Annotated in this window: 13 protein-coding genes; 3 read left to right on the top strand and 10 right to left on the bottom strand. The window is 68.8% G+C overall.

Annotated features, from left to right (window positions below; translation table 11 throughout):
* From WA670_RS03425 to pdhA, 7 genes are all read right to left on the bottom strand, one after another.
* Positions 1–1,191, bottom strand: coding sequence for a hypothetical protein (locus WA670_RS03425; RefSeq protein WP_336156898.1), 1,191 nt, complete (start codon positions 1,189–1,191; stop codon positions 1–3).
* Entirely contained in the window at positions 1,188–1,772 is a 585-nt protein-coding gene (locus WA670_RS03420; RefSeq protein WP_336156897.1) for an ABC transporter ATP-binding protein, read from the bottom strand. The genes WA670_RS03425 and WA670_RS03420 overlap by 4 nt, the downstream gene beginning before the upstream one ends.
* A gap of 31 nt (positions 1,773–1,803) precedes the next feature.
* Complete coding sequence (locus WA670_RS03415) at positions 1,804–3,738, bottom strand: ABC transporter ATP-binding protein (protein WP_308196580.1); 1,935 nt, start codon at positions 3,736–3,738, stop codon at positions 1,804–1,806.
* Positions 3,739–3,758: 20 nt separating this feature from the next.
* Positions 3,759–4,331, bottom strand: a complete 573-nt coding sequence (locus tag WA670_RS03410; RefSeq protein WP_238608212.1) for a TetR/AcrR family transcriptional regulator — start codon at positions 4,329–4,331, stop codon at positions 3,759–3,761.
* Positions 4,332–4,437: 106 nt separating this feature from the next.
* Entirely contained in the window at positions 4,438–5,760 is a 1,323-nt protein-coding gene (locus WA670_RS03405) for a dihydrolipoamide acetyltransferase family protein (RefSeq protein ID WP_037808985.1), read from the bottom strand.
* Positions 5,761–5,776: 16 nt separating this feature from the next.
* Positions 5,777–6,769 (bottom strand): alpha-ketoacid dehydrogenase subunit beta, encoded by a 993-nt coding sequence (locus WA670_RS03400; protein WP_037808984.1) that lies wholly within the window; start codon positions 6,767–6,769, stop codon positions 5,777–5,779.
* A complete protein-coding gene (pdhA, locus tag WA670_RS03395; protein WP_037808983.1) occupies positions 6,769–7,974 on the bottom strand; it encodes a pyruvate dehydrogenase (acetyl-transferring) E1 component subunit alpha in 1,206 nt (401 codons plus the stop codon). The genes WA670_RS03400 and pdhA overlap by 1 nt, the downstream gene beginning before the upstream one ends.
* Before the next feature lie 360 nt (positions 7,975–8,334).
* On the opposite strand from pdhA, the gene WA670_RS03390 reads away from it, so the two are divergent.
* Positions 8,335–9,756 carry a M20/M25/M40 family metallo-hydrolase gene (locus WA670_RS03390; protein ID WP_238603755.1) on the top strand — a complete coding sequence of 474 codons (1,422 nt, stop codon included), beginning with the start codon at positions 8,335–8,337 and terminating at the stop codon, positions 9,754–9,756.
* A gap of 94 nt (positions 9,757–9,850) precedes the next feature.
* Here WA670_RS03390 and WA670_RS03385 read toward each other — a convergent pair whose 3' ends face one another.
* Positions 9,851–10,864, bottom strand: coding sequence for an ABC transporter substrate-binding protein (locus tag WA670_RS03385; protein WP_336156896.1), 1,014 nt, complete (start codon positions 10,862–10,864; stop codon positions 9,851–9,853).
* A 62-nt stretch (positions 10,865–10,926) separates the two neighbouring features.
* Between WA670_RS03385 and WA670_RS03380 the strand changes: the two genes are divergently transcribed.
* Positions 10,927–11,943, top strand: a complete 1,017-nt coding sequence (locus tag WA670_RS03380) for a FecCD family ABC transporter permease (RefSeq protein ID WP_037809425.1) — start codon at positions 10,927–10,929, stop codon at positions 11,941–11,943.
* Entirely contained in the window at positions 11,940–12,920 is a 981-nt protein-coding gene (locus tag WA670_RS03375) for a FecCD family ABC transporter permease (protein ID WP_051728647.1), read from the top strand. Before WA670_RS03380 ends, WA670_RS03375 begins: the two co-directional genes overlap by 4 nt.
* Here WA670_RS03375 and WA670_RS03370 read toward each other — a convergent pair whose 3' ends face one another.
* Complete coding sequence (locus WA670_RS03370) at positions 12,921–13,763, bottom strand: transglutaminase family protein (protein WP_037808975.1); 843 nt, start codon at positions 13,761–13,763, stop codon at positions 12,921–12,923. It lies immediately after the preceding gene.
* Entirely contained in the window at positions 13,760–14,707 is a 948-nt protein-coding gene (locus tag WA670_RS03365; protein ID WP_009085091.1) for an alpha-E domain-containing protein, read from the bottom strand. The genes WA670_RS03370 and WA670_RS03365 overlap by 4 nt, the downstream gene beginning before the upstream one ends.
* Positions 14,708–14,713: the final 6 nt, after the last annotated feature.

Below are 14,713 nucleotides of genomic sequence, written 5' to 3'. Positions count from 1 at the left end.
CTAGGGCCAGACCGGGAGGAAGCTCGCGGCAATTAATCCCAGCACGAGGAGCTCCGGCCCCCGGACCAGCTGGCGCACCAAGCCCGCGGGGATCAGGACTCCCTCGTACAGCACCATTCCCATCGAGCTGAAGTCCAGCGGGCCGCGGGTCACCGAGCGCACGGCGGACAGCGCCGCGATCAGGGCAGCCGAGAGCGCGCCGATCGACGCTGGGATGCCGAGCAGCAGGACGACGCCGGTCCAGAGCAGGGCGAGGACGCAGAGAAAAGCGCAGGTCACGGCATGCAGGTGCAGATCGGACGCGGCCAGCCAGCGACGCAGCCCGGGTACCCGGTGCAACTGCGCGATCGGGGCGGTGAACGGCAATAAACCCAGGTAGCCGCCGATGCCGATCAGCCAGACCGATGTGACGGCCGGGAAGGTCGCGTGGGTCGCGACGACGGCGAGTGCCAAGAAGACCGGCAGGCCGAGTGCGGAGCGCCGGGCGAGGAGTCCGGTGAGGACGTATCGGGTGACGACGAACCGGCTCGCGAGCGCATTCCGCCACGGAACCGGGCGGCCCGCCGGGAGAAGCGCCCAGACGTCCAGGAAGGCGGCGGATGTCCGGCGCACCATGCGCTCGGTGTAGTGCCGGATCAAGGTGTCTCGAGAAGCCGTGTGCGGCAAGGGAGAAGACCGGAGCAAGGCGATCGCGGCGAGACCGGCGGCGACCACGTAGGTCCACAGTGGAATGACCAGCGGCAGCGCGAGGGTGAGCGGGAGAAGGGATTCGCCGGGAAACGAACGTCGGCGGCCCAGCGCCAAGGCCAGTGCGGCGATGACCACGAAAAGCGCGATCGGGCCGACCAGCGAGCTCGGAAAGCCGATGAGCATCCCGGACACCGCGAAGAAATAAGCCGCCACGGCGAACCGGGCGGCCCAGTCCAGTACGAGCCGTCGGGTGAGTACGGCGGGGCGTTGACCGTCGAAATCGTCCCAGGTCAGCGTGGCCGGATGGGCCCAGACGTACCCGCGTCGCAGCGTCGCCCGCCAGGCCAGGGCGAGGCCGGTGCACAGTACGAGCATGCTGCCGAGCGCGCCCACCGGAGCACCGCCGATCAGCTGGCTGCGCACCAGTTCGGTGTTGTAGAACGGCGATCCCAGCAGGCCGACCGCGATGACCAGCGCCAGGACCAGGTCTGGGCGTTTCACAGGTCCACCACGTAATCCGCGACCTCGTCCGCGAGCGGCGGGTGATGGCTCGCCACCACGACCGCCGCGCCGCGTTGCGTACTGGTGGTGACCAGGGTGGACAGCCAGGCCCGGCCCTCGGCGTCCAGGGCGCGTTCCGGTTCGTCCAGCAGCAGGACCTCGTGCGGACGCGCGACCGCGGCGTGCAGCAGGAGCCGACGGCGTTGCCCGGCGGAGAGTTCCGACGCGGGCACATCGGGAGCCGGGACCGGGCCTTCGGCCAGTTCGCCGCCGAAGGAATTGCGCAGCAGATCGAGATGCTGGCGCGGGGTGAGTTCGTCGAAGAGCGCCGAATCGTCGAAAAGCACGGAAACCCGGCGACGGAAAGCGGCGGACCGCTCGTCCGGCGGCCCGCCGCAGACGGACACGGAACCGGACGTCGGCGCCTGATTCCCGTAAAGACACCGCAGCAACGTCGATTTGCCCGCTCCGTTGGCACCGCGGACGACCAGGCATTCGCCGGCGTCGACGGCCAGGTCGAGACCGCTGAACAGCACTGTCTCGCCCGCGGTGACCCCCAGGTCTTGAGTGGTGATGAGCACGAAACCCCCTCGGCTGATCACCCCAAGATAGTCACTTCAAGTACGCCTCCGCTTGCAGCGTGAACAATTCCGCGTACCCGGCATCGGCCGCCATCAGCGCTTCGTGCGTGCCGTATTCCGCGACCTTCCCGTGGTCCAGCAGCAGAATGCGCTCGGCTTGGCGGACCGTCGAGAACCGGTGCGAGATGTACAGCGTCGTCCGTCCGCGAGACAACGTGTGCAGCCGGTCGAACAGGTCGTGCTCGGCCTGCGCGTCCAGTGCCGACGTCGGCTCGTCCAGGATCAGGATCGGGGCCTCGCGCTGGAAAGCCCTGGCCAGCGCGATTTTCTGCCATTCCCCGCCGGACAGCGACACGCCCTGGTCGAACCACCGGCCCAGCGGGCTGTCGTACCCGGTCGGCAGCCGGGCGATGCGCTCGTCGGCTCCGGCGCGGCGGGCGGAGTCCTCGATGTGCTCGCGATCGGTGAGCCGGTTCAGGTCGCCGAGGCCGATGTTCTCCGCCGCGGTTCCCTGGTACGTCACGTAATCCTGGAACATCGCGCTGATCTTGGTGCGCAGTTCCGCCGGGTTATACTCGCGGATGTCCACGCCGTCCAGCAGGATCCGGCCCGCGGTCGGGTCGTAGAGCCGGCACAGCAGTTTGAACAGCGTCGATTTGCCCGCGCCGTTGCGGCCCACCACCGCGACGGTTTCGCCGGGACGGATCTCGAAACTCACCCCGTGCAGCGCCGGTTCGTCCGCGCCCGGATAACTGAAGCTCACCGACTCGAACTGGATGTGTCCATCCACAGTGGACGGAAGCGGGCGCGGTTTCGCCGGCGCGGTGATTTCCGGTTTGGTGTCGAGGAATTTGTACAGTGTGTCGAGGTAGAGGTTGTTCTCGTACATCCCGGAAAACGCGGTGAACAACCCGGTCACCGAACTTTGCACGGACGTCGCGGCGGCCGTGTACAACGCCAGATCGCCCAGCGTGAGCCGTCCGCCGACCGCTTCCAGCGCGATGTACAACGCGATCGCCGAGCCGACCAGCGTGCTCAGCAAACCCCACGACGTCGAGCTGACATTCCGTTTCACCGTCAGCTTCCGCTGCCGTTCGTAAGCCACCACACCGAGCTTCCGGAACCGGTCCACGAAGTACGGGCCGAGGCCGAACAGCTTGGTCTCCTTGGCATACGTGTCCGTCGTGACCAAAGAGGACAGATAGTCCATCCGCCGTTTGATCGGCGACATCATGAACGTGAGCCAGAACGCTCGCGAACCGTACTTCGACTGCGAGATGAACGCCGGGATCGGGGCCAGCAAAGCGACCAGCGCGAGCAGCGGGCTGATCGACACCAGCAACGCGATCATGCTGGCGAAGGTGATCAGCGTCCGGATCAGGCCGAGCGCCGAGGTCATCATCGACAACGGCCGCGTCGGCGCTTCCTGCGCGGCCTGGCGCAGCATGTCGTACGACGCCGAACCCTCGAAGTACGCCAGGTGCAGGTCGCTCGCGTGCCGCATGACCTGGTGCCGGATGGTGAGCGTCATCCGTTCCTGCAGCAGGGATTGCGCGATCGTGGTGAGCGAGCTGCTGATCGCGGTCGCCGCCAGCACGCCGAACTGGAACAGCGTGATGCGCACGATGTCCGCGGTCGACCCGCGGTGCTGGATCGCCGCGACCACCGAATCGAGCAGGATTTTCGCGATATACGCGGTGACCGTCGGCAACAGGCCGGAGGCCAGCGTGATCACCGCGAGCACGATCGTCAGCGTCGGGCTGGCCTGCCAGGTCAGCTTCGCGACCTTCGGCAGGCCGCGGACGGTGCCCGCCACCGAGGTACGCATCCGCGAAAGGCGCGCCCGCACGCCTTTCGGTTGTTCCGGCTGCTCCGGTTCCGGGATGTCGACCGGCCCGGTGAGTCCGCTGTCCGGCACGGATTGCGCCATCCTGCGGCGACCGCGGCGGCCGAGGGCCATCTCGATCCCGCCCCCACCGCCGGGGATCACGCCAGCACCGAACCGTGCAGGAAGACGTCGATGACCTCGTCAGTTGTCGGGGAACCGGGCATCGGGCGGGATTGCGTGAACAGCAGCGCCAGGAACAGCGAAGCGGCCTTGTCGACCGGCAGCCGCAGCCGGGCGGCGTCCGGGACGAACAGTTCCCGCACCGCGCGCTGCATCGCTTCGAGCGACTCGCGGCGGCTGTCCCCGGTCACCGACTTGCGGTTGCGCGCCTCCTCCGCCGCCGCGCGCGGCCGTCCCTTCATTGTCGCGGCCATCACCGCGCCCATGCGCTGGAGGTGCGCGTTCATCGCCTCGGCGGCCTCCGCCAGCCGCTTCTCCAGCGGCAGCTCAGCCGGGATCTCCCCGATCATCTCCAGTGCCTCCGCCGGATCGAGCGCGGCTTCCACGCACGCGTCGAACAGTTCGTCCTTGTCCTGGAAAACCCGGAAGATGGTGCCCTCGCCGATCCCGGCGGCGCGGGCGATCTGCGCGGTCGTGACCCCGCGGCCGTGCTCGACGACCAGCGGAAGCACCGCGCGGACGATCATCCGCCGCCGGTCGTCCGGCGCCATCCCGGGCGCTCTTTTTCTTGTCTCCATGCGCTCCACGGTACGGAGTGAGTGCTCACTCCGTCAACGGGATAAAACGAAGGGGCCGTGCACACACGGCCCCTTCGGCTCAGTACGTGATCGCGACCGCCGGATCGGCGAGCAGCGCACCGACGTCGGCGAGGAACTCCGACCCCTGCTGCCCGTCGACCACCCGGTGGTCGAAGCTCAGCGACAACTGCATCACCTTGCGCACCTTGATCTCGCCGTCGACCACCCACGGGGTGTCGCGGATGGCCCCGACCGCCAGGATCGCCGACTCGCCCGGGTTGATGATGGGCGTGCCGGTGTCGACGCCGAACACGCCGACGTTGGTGATCGTGAACGTGCCGCCCAGCATCGCCGCCGGCGTCGTCTTGCCCTCGCGCGCGACATCGGTCAGCTCGGTGAGCGCGACCGCGAGTTCCTTGAGCGACAAGGAATCCGCGTCCCGGATCTTCGGCACCACGAGACCGCGCGGGGTCGCCGCCGCGATGCCGAGGTGCACGTAGTCCTTGTAGACGATCTCCTGCGCCGCGTCGTCCCACACCGCGTTGACGTCCGGCGTGCGCTTCGCCGCGAGGCACACCGCCTTCGCCGCGAACGCCAGCGGAGTGAGCTTGACGCCGCTGAATTCGCGCGACTTCTTGAGCTTCTCGCGCAGTTCCATCATCGGCGTGACGTCGATGGTGAGGAACTCCGTGACGTGCGGAGCGGTGTACGCGCTCTGCACCATCGCGGCCGCGGTCGCCTTGCGGACACCCTTGATCGGCACGCGCCGCTCGCGGGTCGCCGGGTCGTAGCCGGAATCCACAGTGGACACCGCGGGAGCGGCGGAACCGTTGGCGGCCCGGTGGACGTCGTCGCGGGTGATCACGCCGCCGTCCGCGCTGCCGGTGAGCGAGTGCAGGTCGACGCCGAGGTCCTTGGCCAGCTTGCGGACCGGCGGTTTGGCCAGCGGGACGTAACCGCCACGCGGGGTTTCGGCCACCGGTGCGGGAGCCGCCGCGACGGCAGCGGGAGCGGGAGCCGGGGTGGCTCCCTTGCGCGCCCGCCGGGTAGTCCCGGCCGCCTTGGAGCCGTAGCCGACCAGCGGCTTCATCTCCTCCTCGGCCGGAGCGGCGGGCTCGGCGGAAGCGGCGGCGGGAGCCGGAGCGGCTTTCCCGTCCGGATCCACGTCCATGGTCAGGATCGGCGTCCCGACCTCCACCGTCTGCCCCGGCTCCACGTGCAGCTCGGTGACCACGCCGGCCCACGGGATCGGCAACTCGACGGCGGCCTTCGCGGTCTCGACCTCGACCACGATCTGGTTGACCGTGACCGTGTCGCCCGGCTTGACGCGCCAGGCGAGGATGTCGGCCTCGGTGAGCCCCTCCGCCGTGTCCGACAAGGGGAACTGTTTGTACTCGGGCATTTCTGCGGGAACCCCCTTACCAGGCGAGCGAACGGTCGACAGCGTGCAGGACCCGGTCGAGGTCGGGGAGGTAATGCTCCTCGAGCTTCGCAGGCGGGTACGGCGTGTCGAATCCGGTCACGCGCAGGACGGGGGACTCAAGGGAGTAGAAGCATTCCTGCTGGACCCGGGCCGCGATCTCCGAGGTCAGCGAGGATTCCGACGGCGCTTCGCTGACCGCGATGAGCCGTCCGGTCTTGCGGACCGATTCGAACACCGGTCCGAGGTCGAGCGGCGAGAGCGTGCGCAGGTCGATGACCTCCAGCGACTTGCCCTCGGACTCAGCGGCCGTAGCGGCTTCGAGCGCCACCTTCACCGACGGGCCGTACGCGACCACCGTGGCGTCCGTGCCCGCGCGCACCACCTGCGACGCGAACACCTTCGACGGCGCCGTCGAGGTGTCGACCTCCATCTTCAACGCGCCCGAGTGGTACAGCTTCTTGGGCTCGAAGAAGAGAATCGGGTCGTCCGAACGGATCGCCTCCTGGATGCCCCAGTAAGCGTCCACCGCGTTCGAAATCGACACCACCTTGAGGCCGGCGATGTGCGAGAACAGCGATTCCGGCGATTCCGAGTGGTGCTCCACCGCGCCGATCCCGCCGCCGAAGGGCACCCGGATCACGACGGGCATCTTGACCTTGCCCTGCGTGCGGTAGTGCAGTTTCGCCAGCTGCGAGGAGATCTGGTCGAAGCCGGGGAAGATGAAGCCTTCGAACTGGATTTCGCACACCGGCCGGAAACCGCGCACGGCGAGGCCGACCGCGGTGCCGATGATGCCCGATTCGGCCAGCGGCGTGTCCAGCACGCGCTGCTCGCCGAAGTCCTTCTGCAGCCCGTCGGTGATCCGGAAGACGCCGCCGAGCTTGCCGACGTCCTCCCCCATGATCAGGACCTTCGGGTCCTCCTCCATCGCGCGCCGGAGACCGAGGTTGAGCGCCTTGCCGATCGTGAGCTTCTGCAAGTCAGTCATCAGTGCTCACCTGCCGCGGCGAAACCGTCGAGATAGGACAGATACTCTTCGCGCTGCGCTTCCAGCACCGGCGAGGGTTCTGCGTACACCTGGGAAAACACCCGGTCCGGCGGCGGTTCCGGCATGTTGAACGTGTAGTCGCGCAGGTCCGCGGCGAACTGGTCCGCCTCGGCCTGGACGCTGTCGAAGAAGGCCTGGTCGGCGTGGCCGTTCCGAGCCAGGAACGCGCGCACGCGCTCGATCGGGTCCTTGAGCTTCCACTCCTCCAGCTCGTCCGAGAGCCGGTAGCGGGTGGGGTCGTCGGTCGTGGTGTGCGCGTCCATCCGGTAGGTGAACGCCTCGATCAGCACCGGGCCGTTGCCGTGCCGGCATTCCTCCAGCGCCCACCGGGTGACGGCGAGGCAGGCGAGGACGTCGTTGCCGTCCACGCGGATGCCGGGGAAGCCGTAGCCGCGGGCGCGCTGGTACAGCGGGAGCCGCGACTGGCGTTCGGTCGGCTCGGAAATCGCCCACTGGTTGTTCTGGCAGAAGAAGACCAGCGGCGCGTCGTACACCGCGGCCCACACGAAACCTTCGTGCACGTCGCCCTGCGAAGTCGCGCCGTCACCGAAGTAGCAGATGGTGGCCTCGCCACCCTCGTCGCCGACCTTGCCCTCGAACTTCTGGCCCATCGCGTAACCGGCCGCGTTGAGCACCTGGTTGCCGATGACGATCGTGTACGGGTGGAACCGGTGGGCCTGGTAGTCCCAGCCGCTGTGGTCAGTGCACCGGAAAATGCCGATCAGGTCGCGCATGTCGACGCCGCGCGTGTACGCGACGCCGTGCTCGCGGTAGCTCGGGAACGCCATGTCCCGCGGCTGCAGCGCGCGGCCGGACCCGACCTGCGCGGCTTCCTGGCCGAGCAGCGGCACCCAGATGCCCAGCTGTCCCTGCCGCTGCATCGCGTTGGCCTCGCGGTCCGCGCGGCGCACCAGCACCATGTCGCGGTAGAGGTTCTTCAGCGTTTCGTCGTCGACGTCCTCGACGTAGCGGTCGAACCGCTCGGACGGGACCCGCTGGCCCTCGGGGGTGAGCAGCTGAGTGAGCTCAGCGCCACCTTCGCTTGTCGCTCGCAAACCGGCGATCACCTGTTCGGGGGAAGGCTGGGCCGCTACGGCGGCCGGCCCGTCTCCAGGTTCCGGGTGCGTCCACTGTTCGGACGGCATGAGCTGTTCTCCTCGGTGTCGGCGCCGCGAGCGGCCGCTTGTGGCGGCCACAGCGACTGCACCGGCGGGGACCGGCTCCTCGGGTCCGAGGCTCCCGGCCACCGTCGGCGTTGACGGTTCGTGGCCACATCCTGGCACGAGAATTGCTCCGATGGAGAGCGGCAGTTGCTGATTTGTTGCTGAGAAAACCTCGCTGAACAGGGGAAACGCTTGGAAGCCCGAGTATGGGAGAGGCGATGGTCGGGCGGCCATCCCGCGTCCTACCTGCCCTCGCGGGCGACGGCGGCTCGGCTAAGCGGACTGAGCACTCGAGACGTTCACTCGTGCCGGTGACGTCGGTCACCGTGGCAAGATGGCGCTGTGGAACAAAAATCCGTACGCGAATCCGTGGTCTCGACGTGGATCAACGACGTCACGCCGAGCCTGTCCGGTCTGGTCGCGATCCCCGCGCTGTCCCCGGCGTTCGACGCGGACTGGGCGTCGACCGGGCATCTCGCCGCCGCCGTCCAGCACGTCAAGACCTACCTCGAGGGGCGTGACCTGCCGGGCGCGCGGATCGAGGTCGTCGAGCTGGAAGGTCGTTCCCCGCTGCTGTTCGTCGACGTGCCGGCCACCCCGGGCGCGACGAACAAGGGCACCGTCCTGATGTACGGCCACCTGGACAAGCAACCCCCGGTCGGCGGCTGGTCCGAGGGCCTCGACCCGTGGACGCCGGTGATCCGCGACGGACGGCTGTACGGCCGCGGTTCGGTGGACGACGGCTACTCCGGGTACGCGGCCAGTGCCGCGCTGGAAGCGGTGCACGCGGCTGGCGGCGAACACGCGCGAATCGCGCTGCTGCTGGAAACCGGCGAGGAATCCGGCAGCCCGGACCTGCCCGCCTACCTGGAGCACCTGAGCGCGCGGCTCGGCGAAGTCAGCCTGGTCGTGTGCCTCGACGCGGGCGGCATGGACTACGAGCGGTTGTGGCTCACGACGAGCCTGCGCGGCATGGTGCACCTGACGGTCAACGTCCAGCTGCTCGCCACCGCGCAGCACTCCGGGCTGGCCAGCGGGGTCGTCGCGAGTTCGTTCCGGGTGCTGCGGCAGCTGCTGGAGCGCATCGAGAACTCGGAAACCGGCGAGATCAAGCTGTCCGAGCTGAACGTCGAGGTGCCGGCCAGCCGCCGCGCCGAGATCGAGGCGGTCGCGGAGGTGGCCCCGGACGCGCTGCGCACCGCGTTCCCGTTGGTGAGCGGCGGAAAGACGGTGTCCGAGGACGCGCTTGAGCTGCTGCTGAACAACTACTGGCGGCCGACGCTGTCGATCATCGGCGGCGAAGGGCTCCCGCTGCCCGCCGAAGCGGGGAACGTGCTGCGGCAGAGCACCACGCTCACGCTCAGCTTCCGCCTGCCGCCCACGGCGGTCGCGGACGACGCGCTGGCGGCGATCAAGCGGGTGCTCACCACGGATGTTCCGTACGGCGCGAAGGTCACCATCGCCGAGGACCAGCAGGCGGAGAACGGCTGGAACGCGCCGGAGGAAGCCGCGTGGCTCACCGACGCGCTGCGCCGGGTCGACGACGAGGTGTTCGGCCGTCCGCACCGCGCCGCGGGCATGGGCGGGTCGATCCCGTTCATGGGCCTGCTCGGCGAGAAGTACCCGGAGGCGCAGTTCCTGGTCACCGGCGCGTGCGGGGCGGACTCGAACATCCACGTGCCCGACGAGTGGCTGAACCTGGACTACGCCCAGCAGGTCACCGAAGCGGTGGCGCACCTCCTGGACGCGCACGCCCGCAGCTGACCTGGCGCGCGCCCCAATGTGGCATTGGGTGCATCTAACGCAACCAATGCCACATTGGGTGCGTCGCATGCACCCAATGCCACATTGGGGTGCTTTAGGCGAACTTGGCCAGCGCGTCGGCGACCCGGGTCTGCTCCGGCGCGAACCGCTGGTACGAGAACGGCGTCTCGTTGTTCCACGGGATCAGCTTGCCCGCCTTCACCGCGGGCAGCTGCTGCCAGGTCGGGACGCCGCCGAGGCCGTCCGGGCCGAGCGACAGCGAACCGCCGCGCGAGTCGTACATGATCACGTCGGCCGAGTACTTGCCGACGTTCTCCCAGCTCACCTGCTCGTAGTAGCCGCCCTGGCTCTCGTCGGGCTTCTCCGGCAGGACGAACTGCATCCCCTTGTCCTGGTAGTGCTTCGAGGTCGCGAACTTCGAGGGGTTGGCCACGTACACCGTGTCCTTCTGCGCGGACAGCAGCACGACCTTCAGCCCGGCCGTCTTCTTGACCGCTTCGGCGAACTTGGCGTCCGCGGCCTCGTACTTCTCCTTCGCCTGCTGGATTTCCGGCGTCGCGACGTTCGCGCCGAGCGCCTTCGCCAGCGCCTCGAACTTCGCGATCCCTTGCGGCATCGCGATGTCCTGCAGTCCGATGCCGACACTCGGCGCGGCCTTGTCCACCTTGTCCGCCAAGGTGTCCGGCACGTACCACATCTGCTGCTTCAGATACATCACGCTGACCAGCAGCTGCGGGTTCAGCGACACGAACTTGTCGAAGTTGAACTCGTTCCAGACGTTGCCCAGCGAGGTCACCGACTTCAGGTCGACGCCGCCCGCTTGCGGATCGGTCTTGCCGTCCGGCAGCTTCGACGGGCCGAAGATCCCCACCGATTTCACGCCGAAGTCCCACAGCGCGGCCGCGGCGGTCACCTGTGCGACGATCCGCTGTGGACGTTCGCCGCTCAGCTTGCGGCCGCGGTCGTCGGTGAAGGACCACGTCGCGCCGCCGCCGGCAGCGGGCTGGTCGTCTTTGTACCCGCAGGCGCTCAGCAGGCCGAGGGTGCCCGCGGCGGCGGTGCCGGCGAGAAAACCGCGGCGGGACAGCCGCGCCGGTGAGAGGGTCATCGGAACTCCGGAGGATCGGGTGAGGTACCGCCTGAGGTTAGCCTTGCCTTAGGGTGAACGCCATGGTCCTGCTTGGGGAGCGCGTCACATCCCGGCGCTGGGGCGTCCGCGCGACAGTCCTGGTCGCGGCGCTCGTCGCCCTCGTCGCGGTGGTGGTGCTGTCCATCGCCTTCGGCTCCAACCGGTTGCCGCTCGGCAGCGTCTGGCACGCCTTGTTCTCCTACAGCGGCACGTTCGAGGACGTGGTGATCCGCGACGACCGGCTGCCGCGGACGCTGCTCGGCCTGGCCGTCGGCGTCGGGCTCGGGCTGGCCGGCGCGCTGCTGCAGGCGATCACGCGCAACCCGGTCGCCGACCCCGGCCTGCTCGGCATCAACCACGGTGCGGCGGTCGCGATCGTCCTGGGCGGCGCGGTGTTCTCAGTGTCTTCGCCGCAGCAGTTGGTGTGGTTCGCCTTCTTCGGCGCGCTGGCCGGAACGGTCCTGGTCACGGTGATCGGCGGCTCGGTGAGCCCGCTGCGGCTGGTGCTCGCGGGCGTCGCGGTGCAGGCCGTGTTCGTCGGGATCAACCAGGGCATGCAGATGATCAACACGCACAGCCTCGACCAGATGCGGTACTGGCTCGTCGGCTCGCTGGTGAACCGGAACCTCGACAGTCTCGCCGGGCTGCTGCCGTTCTTCCTGGCCGCCCTGGTGGTCGCGGGAGTGCTCGCCCGGCCGCTCAACGCGGTCGCGCTCGGCGACGACAGCGCGCGCGGGCTCGGCGCGAATCCGGTGCTGACCCGCGCGGTCGGCATGATCGCGGTCGGCCTGCTTTCCGCGACCGCGACCGCGGCGTGCGGTCCCATCGCGTTCGTCGGGCTGATGATCCCGCACGTCGTGCGCGCGCTGGTCGGCCAGGACGAACGGTGGGTGCTGCCGTTGTCCGCGCTGCTCGGGCCGGTGCTGCTGCTCGGCTGCGACGTGCTCGGCCGGCTGCTCGGCGGCAACGGCGAAATCCAGGTGGGCCTGATGACGGACGTGATCGGCGGCATCGCCTTCGTGATCGTGGCGCGGCGGTTGAAGGCGGTGCGGCGATGAGGACGTGGGTGGTCGTCGGACTGCTGACGCTGGTGGCGGCAGTGCTTCTGGTGCTCGCCGTGGGCACCGGCGATTACGAGATGTCGCCGCTCGAAGTGCTGCAGACGCTCGCCGGATCCGGCACGAAGGCGCAGTACCTGGTGGTCACCGGCCGGTTGCCGCGCGCGTTGGTGGCGATCTTCGTCGGCGTCGCGCTCGCGCTGGCGGGCACCGTCTTCCAGACGGTGACCCGGAATCCGCTCGGCAGCCCGGACATCATCGGCTTCACCACCGGCTCGGCGACCGGCGGGATCATGATGATCCTGCTGTTCGGCGCGGGCCCCGGACTGGTGTCGGTCGGCGCGGTCGCGGGCGGCCTGCTCACCGCGTTGCTGGTCACCGCGCTGTGCGCGCCGCACGGTTTGCTCAGCTCACGGCTGGTGCTGCTGGGCATCGCGGTGAGCGCGGTGCTGGCCGGGGTGAACGGTTACCTGCTGGTGCAAGCGAAACTCGAAGCCGCGGCACAGGCGGTCGGCTGGCTGACCGGCGACCTCGCCGGTCGTGACTGGAACTACTTCATCCCGCTGTGCCTGGCCGTCGTGGTGCTCGCGCCGTTCATCTTCGTGCACCAGCCCGCGCTGCGAATGCTGGAAATGGGCGACGACGCCGCGGTCGCCGTAGGCGTCGCGGTGCCGCGAGTGCGTGCGGTGGTGCTGCTGGCGGCGGTCGCGTTGGCCGCTTCCGCGACCGCGGCGGCCGGGCCGATCCCGTTCGTCGCCCTTGCCGCGCCGCAACTCGCTCGCCGTCTGACCCGTCGACCGGGACCGAACCTGCTCGCCTCCGCGGCGATGGGCGCGGTGCTGGTGCTGGCGGCGGACTTCGTGGGCCAGCGTGTTTTGGACGCTTCGCTGTTGCCGGTGGGCGTGGTCGCGGCGGCGCTGGGCGGCGGGTATCTGTTGTGGCTGTTGACCGTTTCCCGGCGCCGCCAGACCGCGTGATCAAGCCATCCTGGTCAGTTCCACCGAGACATCCAAAGTGGACTGGCTGGCCCCGGTGAAGATTCCCTTCAACGGAGCCACGTCCGCGTAATCCCGGCCGGTCGCGACCCACACGTGCCGCGGCCCGACCGGGATCGCGTTCGTCGGGTCGTGCGCCCACCAACCGCCGGTCCACACGTCGACCCAGGCGTGGCTTTCGCCCTCCACCTTCTCGCCGAGCTTGGCCTCCGGCTTGGTGTGCAGGTAGCCCGAGCAGTACCGCGCCGGGATGCCGATCGCGCGCAGCATCACCAGCGAGACATGCGCGAAGTCCTGGCACACACCCTCGCGCGCCCGCCACGAATCGGTCGCCGTACTGTGCACACCAGTGGTGCCCGGCTGGTATTTCAACTGCTCGTTCACCCAGCCGCAGATCGCGAGCACCGCGTCCGCCGGGTCCAAGCCCTTGCGCAGCGCTCGGGCCTGTTTGGACAGTTCCTGGTCGTTCGGGGTGTACGGCGTCGGCGTCAAATACTCCGTGCGCTGATCGCGGACGGTCTCGCTCTGCAGTTCCTTCCACGTCGCCGAACGCACCGGTTCCGCCTCGTCCGCGGTCTCCACCACGGACGTCGCGAGCACGGTGAACTCGGTGTGCGGCGCGTGCAGGTCGAACGAGGTGACGTCGGTGCCCCAGTAATCGGTGTAGCGATAGGCCCGGGTGGCCGGGGAGGTTTCGATGCGAGTGGCCAAAGTGGTCTGCCGCCGGTCGGAGCGCGGGGTGAGCCGGGCTTCGTTGTACGACTGGGTGGCCGGGGTCGCGTACCGGTAGCCGGTCCGGTGCGTCACCCGCAGTTGCCAGCTCACAGGGACACCTCCGCACCGCTCCACGCCACCCACGGCGACGTGTGGAAGTACTGAATGGACACTGCTTCCCCGACTTCCTTGATCGCTTCCTGCAATCCGCGCAGCCGCCGGGGCAGGTCGTCCAGCAGTGCCGCGGGGTGGAGGAATTCCAGCTCGCTGCGGGCACGGCCGAGCAGCCGGACGGCCTCGGACTTTTCGTTGCCCCGGGCGTTGATTCCCGGATCGAGCTGGCGTAAACAATCCTCCGCCTGGCGCAGCGCGTGGAAGACCGAACGAGGGAACAACGTGTCCCGGAGCAGGAATTGCACCACGCGGGCCGCGTCGAGTGCGCCGCGGTTGGTGCGCAGGTACGTGTCCTGCGCGCCGGCTGAGCGAAGCACGGTCATCCACCCCGGCGACGACGCGCGGTCGGAAACGCGCGAAAGCAGCAGCCGCACCACCATGTCCGCGCGTTCGACCGATCGGCCGAGCACCAGGAACAGCCAGCCGTCGTCGCGGCTCATCGTGGAATCGGCGAGCCCGGCGAACATCGCCGCCCGTTCCTCCACAAAGGACAGAAAGGCGTGCGGTCCGGCGCGGCGGGCGTAACGCTGTCGGTCCGGCACCGCGTTCCAGGTCGCGTTCAGGCATTCCCACAGCTCGGTCGAAACGACCTCGCGCGCGCCTCGGGTGTTCTCTCGCGCGGAGTTGATCGAACCGACGATGGACGACGGATTGTCCTTCGCGTAGGCGACCAATTCGGTCAGCTTCCACACATCGAGCGCGTCGCCCGCGTCGAACGGGATGCCGAGCACGGCGAGCAGTTGCCGGCTGACGTGGTCCGGGTCGACGCTCGCGTCTTCCAGCAGCTGATGCACCGAGACGTTCAGGATGCGGGAGGTGTCGTCGGCGCGTTCGACGTAACGGCCGATCCAGTACAGCGACTCCGCGTTGCGGGCCAGCATCATGTT

Origin of the sequence: Amycolatopsis sp. VC5-11 (assembly GCF_037034185.1) — a bacterium.
GTDB classification, from domain to species: Bacteria; Actinomycetota; Actinomycetes; order Mycobacteriales; family Pseudonocardiaceae; genus Amycolatopsis; species Amycolatopsis nivea.
Note: the sequence above shows the minus strand (reverse complement) of the source record. Positions and strands in the feature narration are given on the sequence as shown.

What these genes read in the sequence shown, in the direction of transcription:
- WA670_RS03410 (WP_238608212.1), bottom strand. Translation starts at nt 4,331, where the DNA reads ATGGCGCCGGACGACCGGCGGCGGATGATCGTCCGCGCGGTGCTTCCG.
- WA670_RS03405 (WP_037808985.1), bottom strand. Translation starts at nt 5,760, where the DNA reads ATGCCCGAGTACAAACAGTTCCCCTTGTCGGACACGGCGGAGGGGCTC.
- WA670_RS03400 (WP_037808984.1), bottom strand. Translation starts at nt 6,769, where the DNA reads ATGACTGACTTGCAGAAGCTCACGATCGGCAAGGCGCTCAACCTCGGT.
- pdhA (WP_037808983.1), bottom strand. Translation starts at nt 7,974, where the DNA reads ATGCCGTCCGAACAGTGGACGCACCCGGAACCTGGAGACGGGCCGGCC.
- WA670_RS03385 (WP_336156896.1), bottom strand. Translation starts at nt 10,864, where the DNA reads ATGACCCTCTCACCGGCGCGGCTGTCCCGCCGCGGTTTTCTCGCCGGC.
- WA670_RS03380 (WP_037809425.1), top strand. Translation starts at nt 10,927, where the DNA reads ATGGTCCTGCTTGGGGAGCGCGTCACATCCCGGCGCTGGGGCGTCCGC.
- WA670_RS03375 (WP_051728647.1), top strand. Translation starts at nt 11,940, where the DNA reads ATGAGGACGTGGGTGGTCGTCGGACTGCTGACGCTGGTGGCGGCAGTG.
- WA670_RS03365 (WP_009085091.1), bottom strand. Translation starts at nt 14,707, where the DNA reads ATGCTGGCCCGCAACGCGGAGTCGCTGTACTGGATCGGCCGTTACGTC.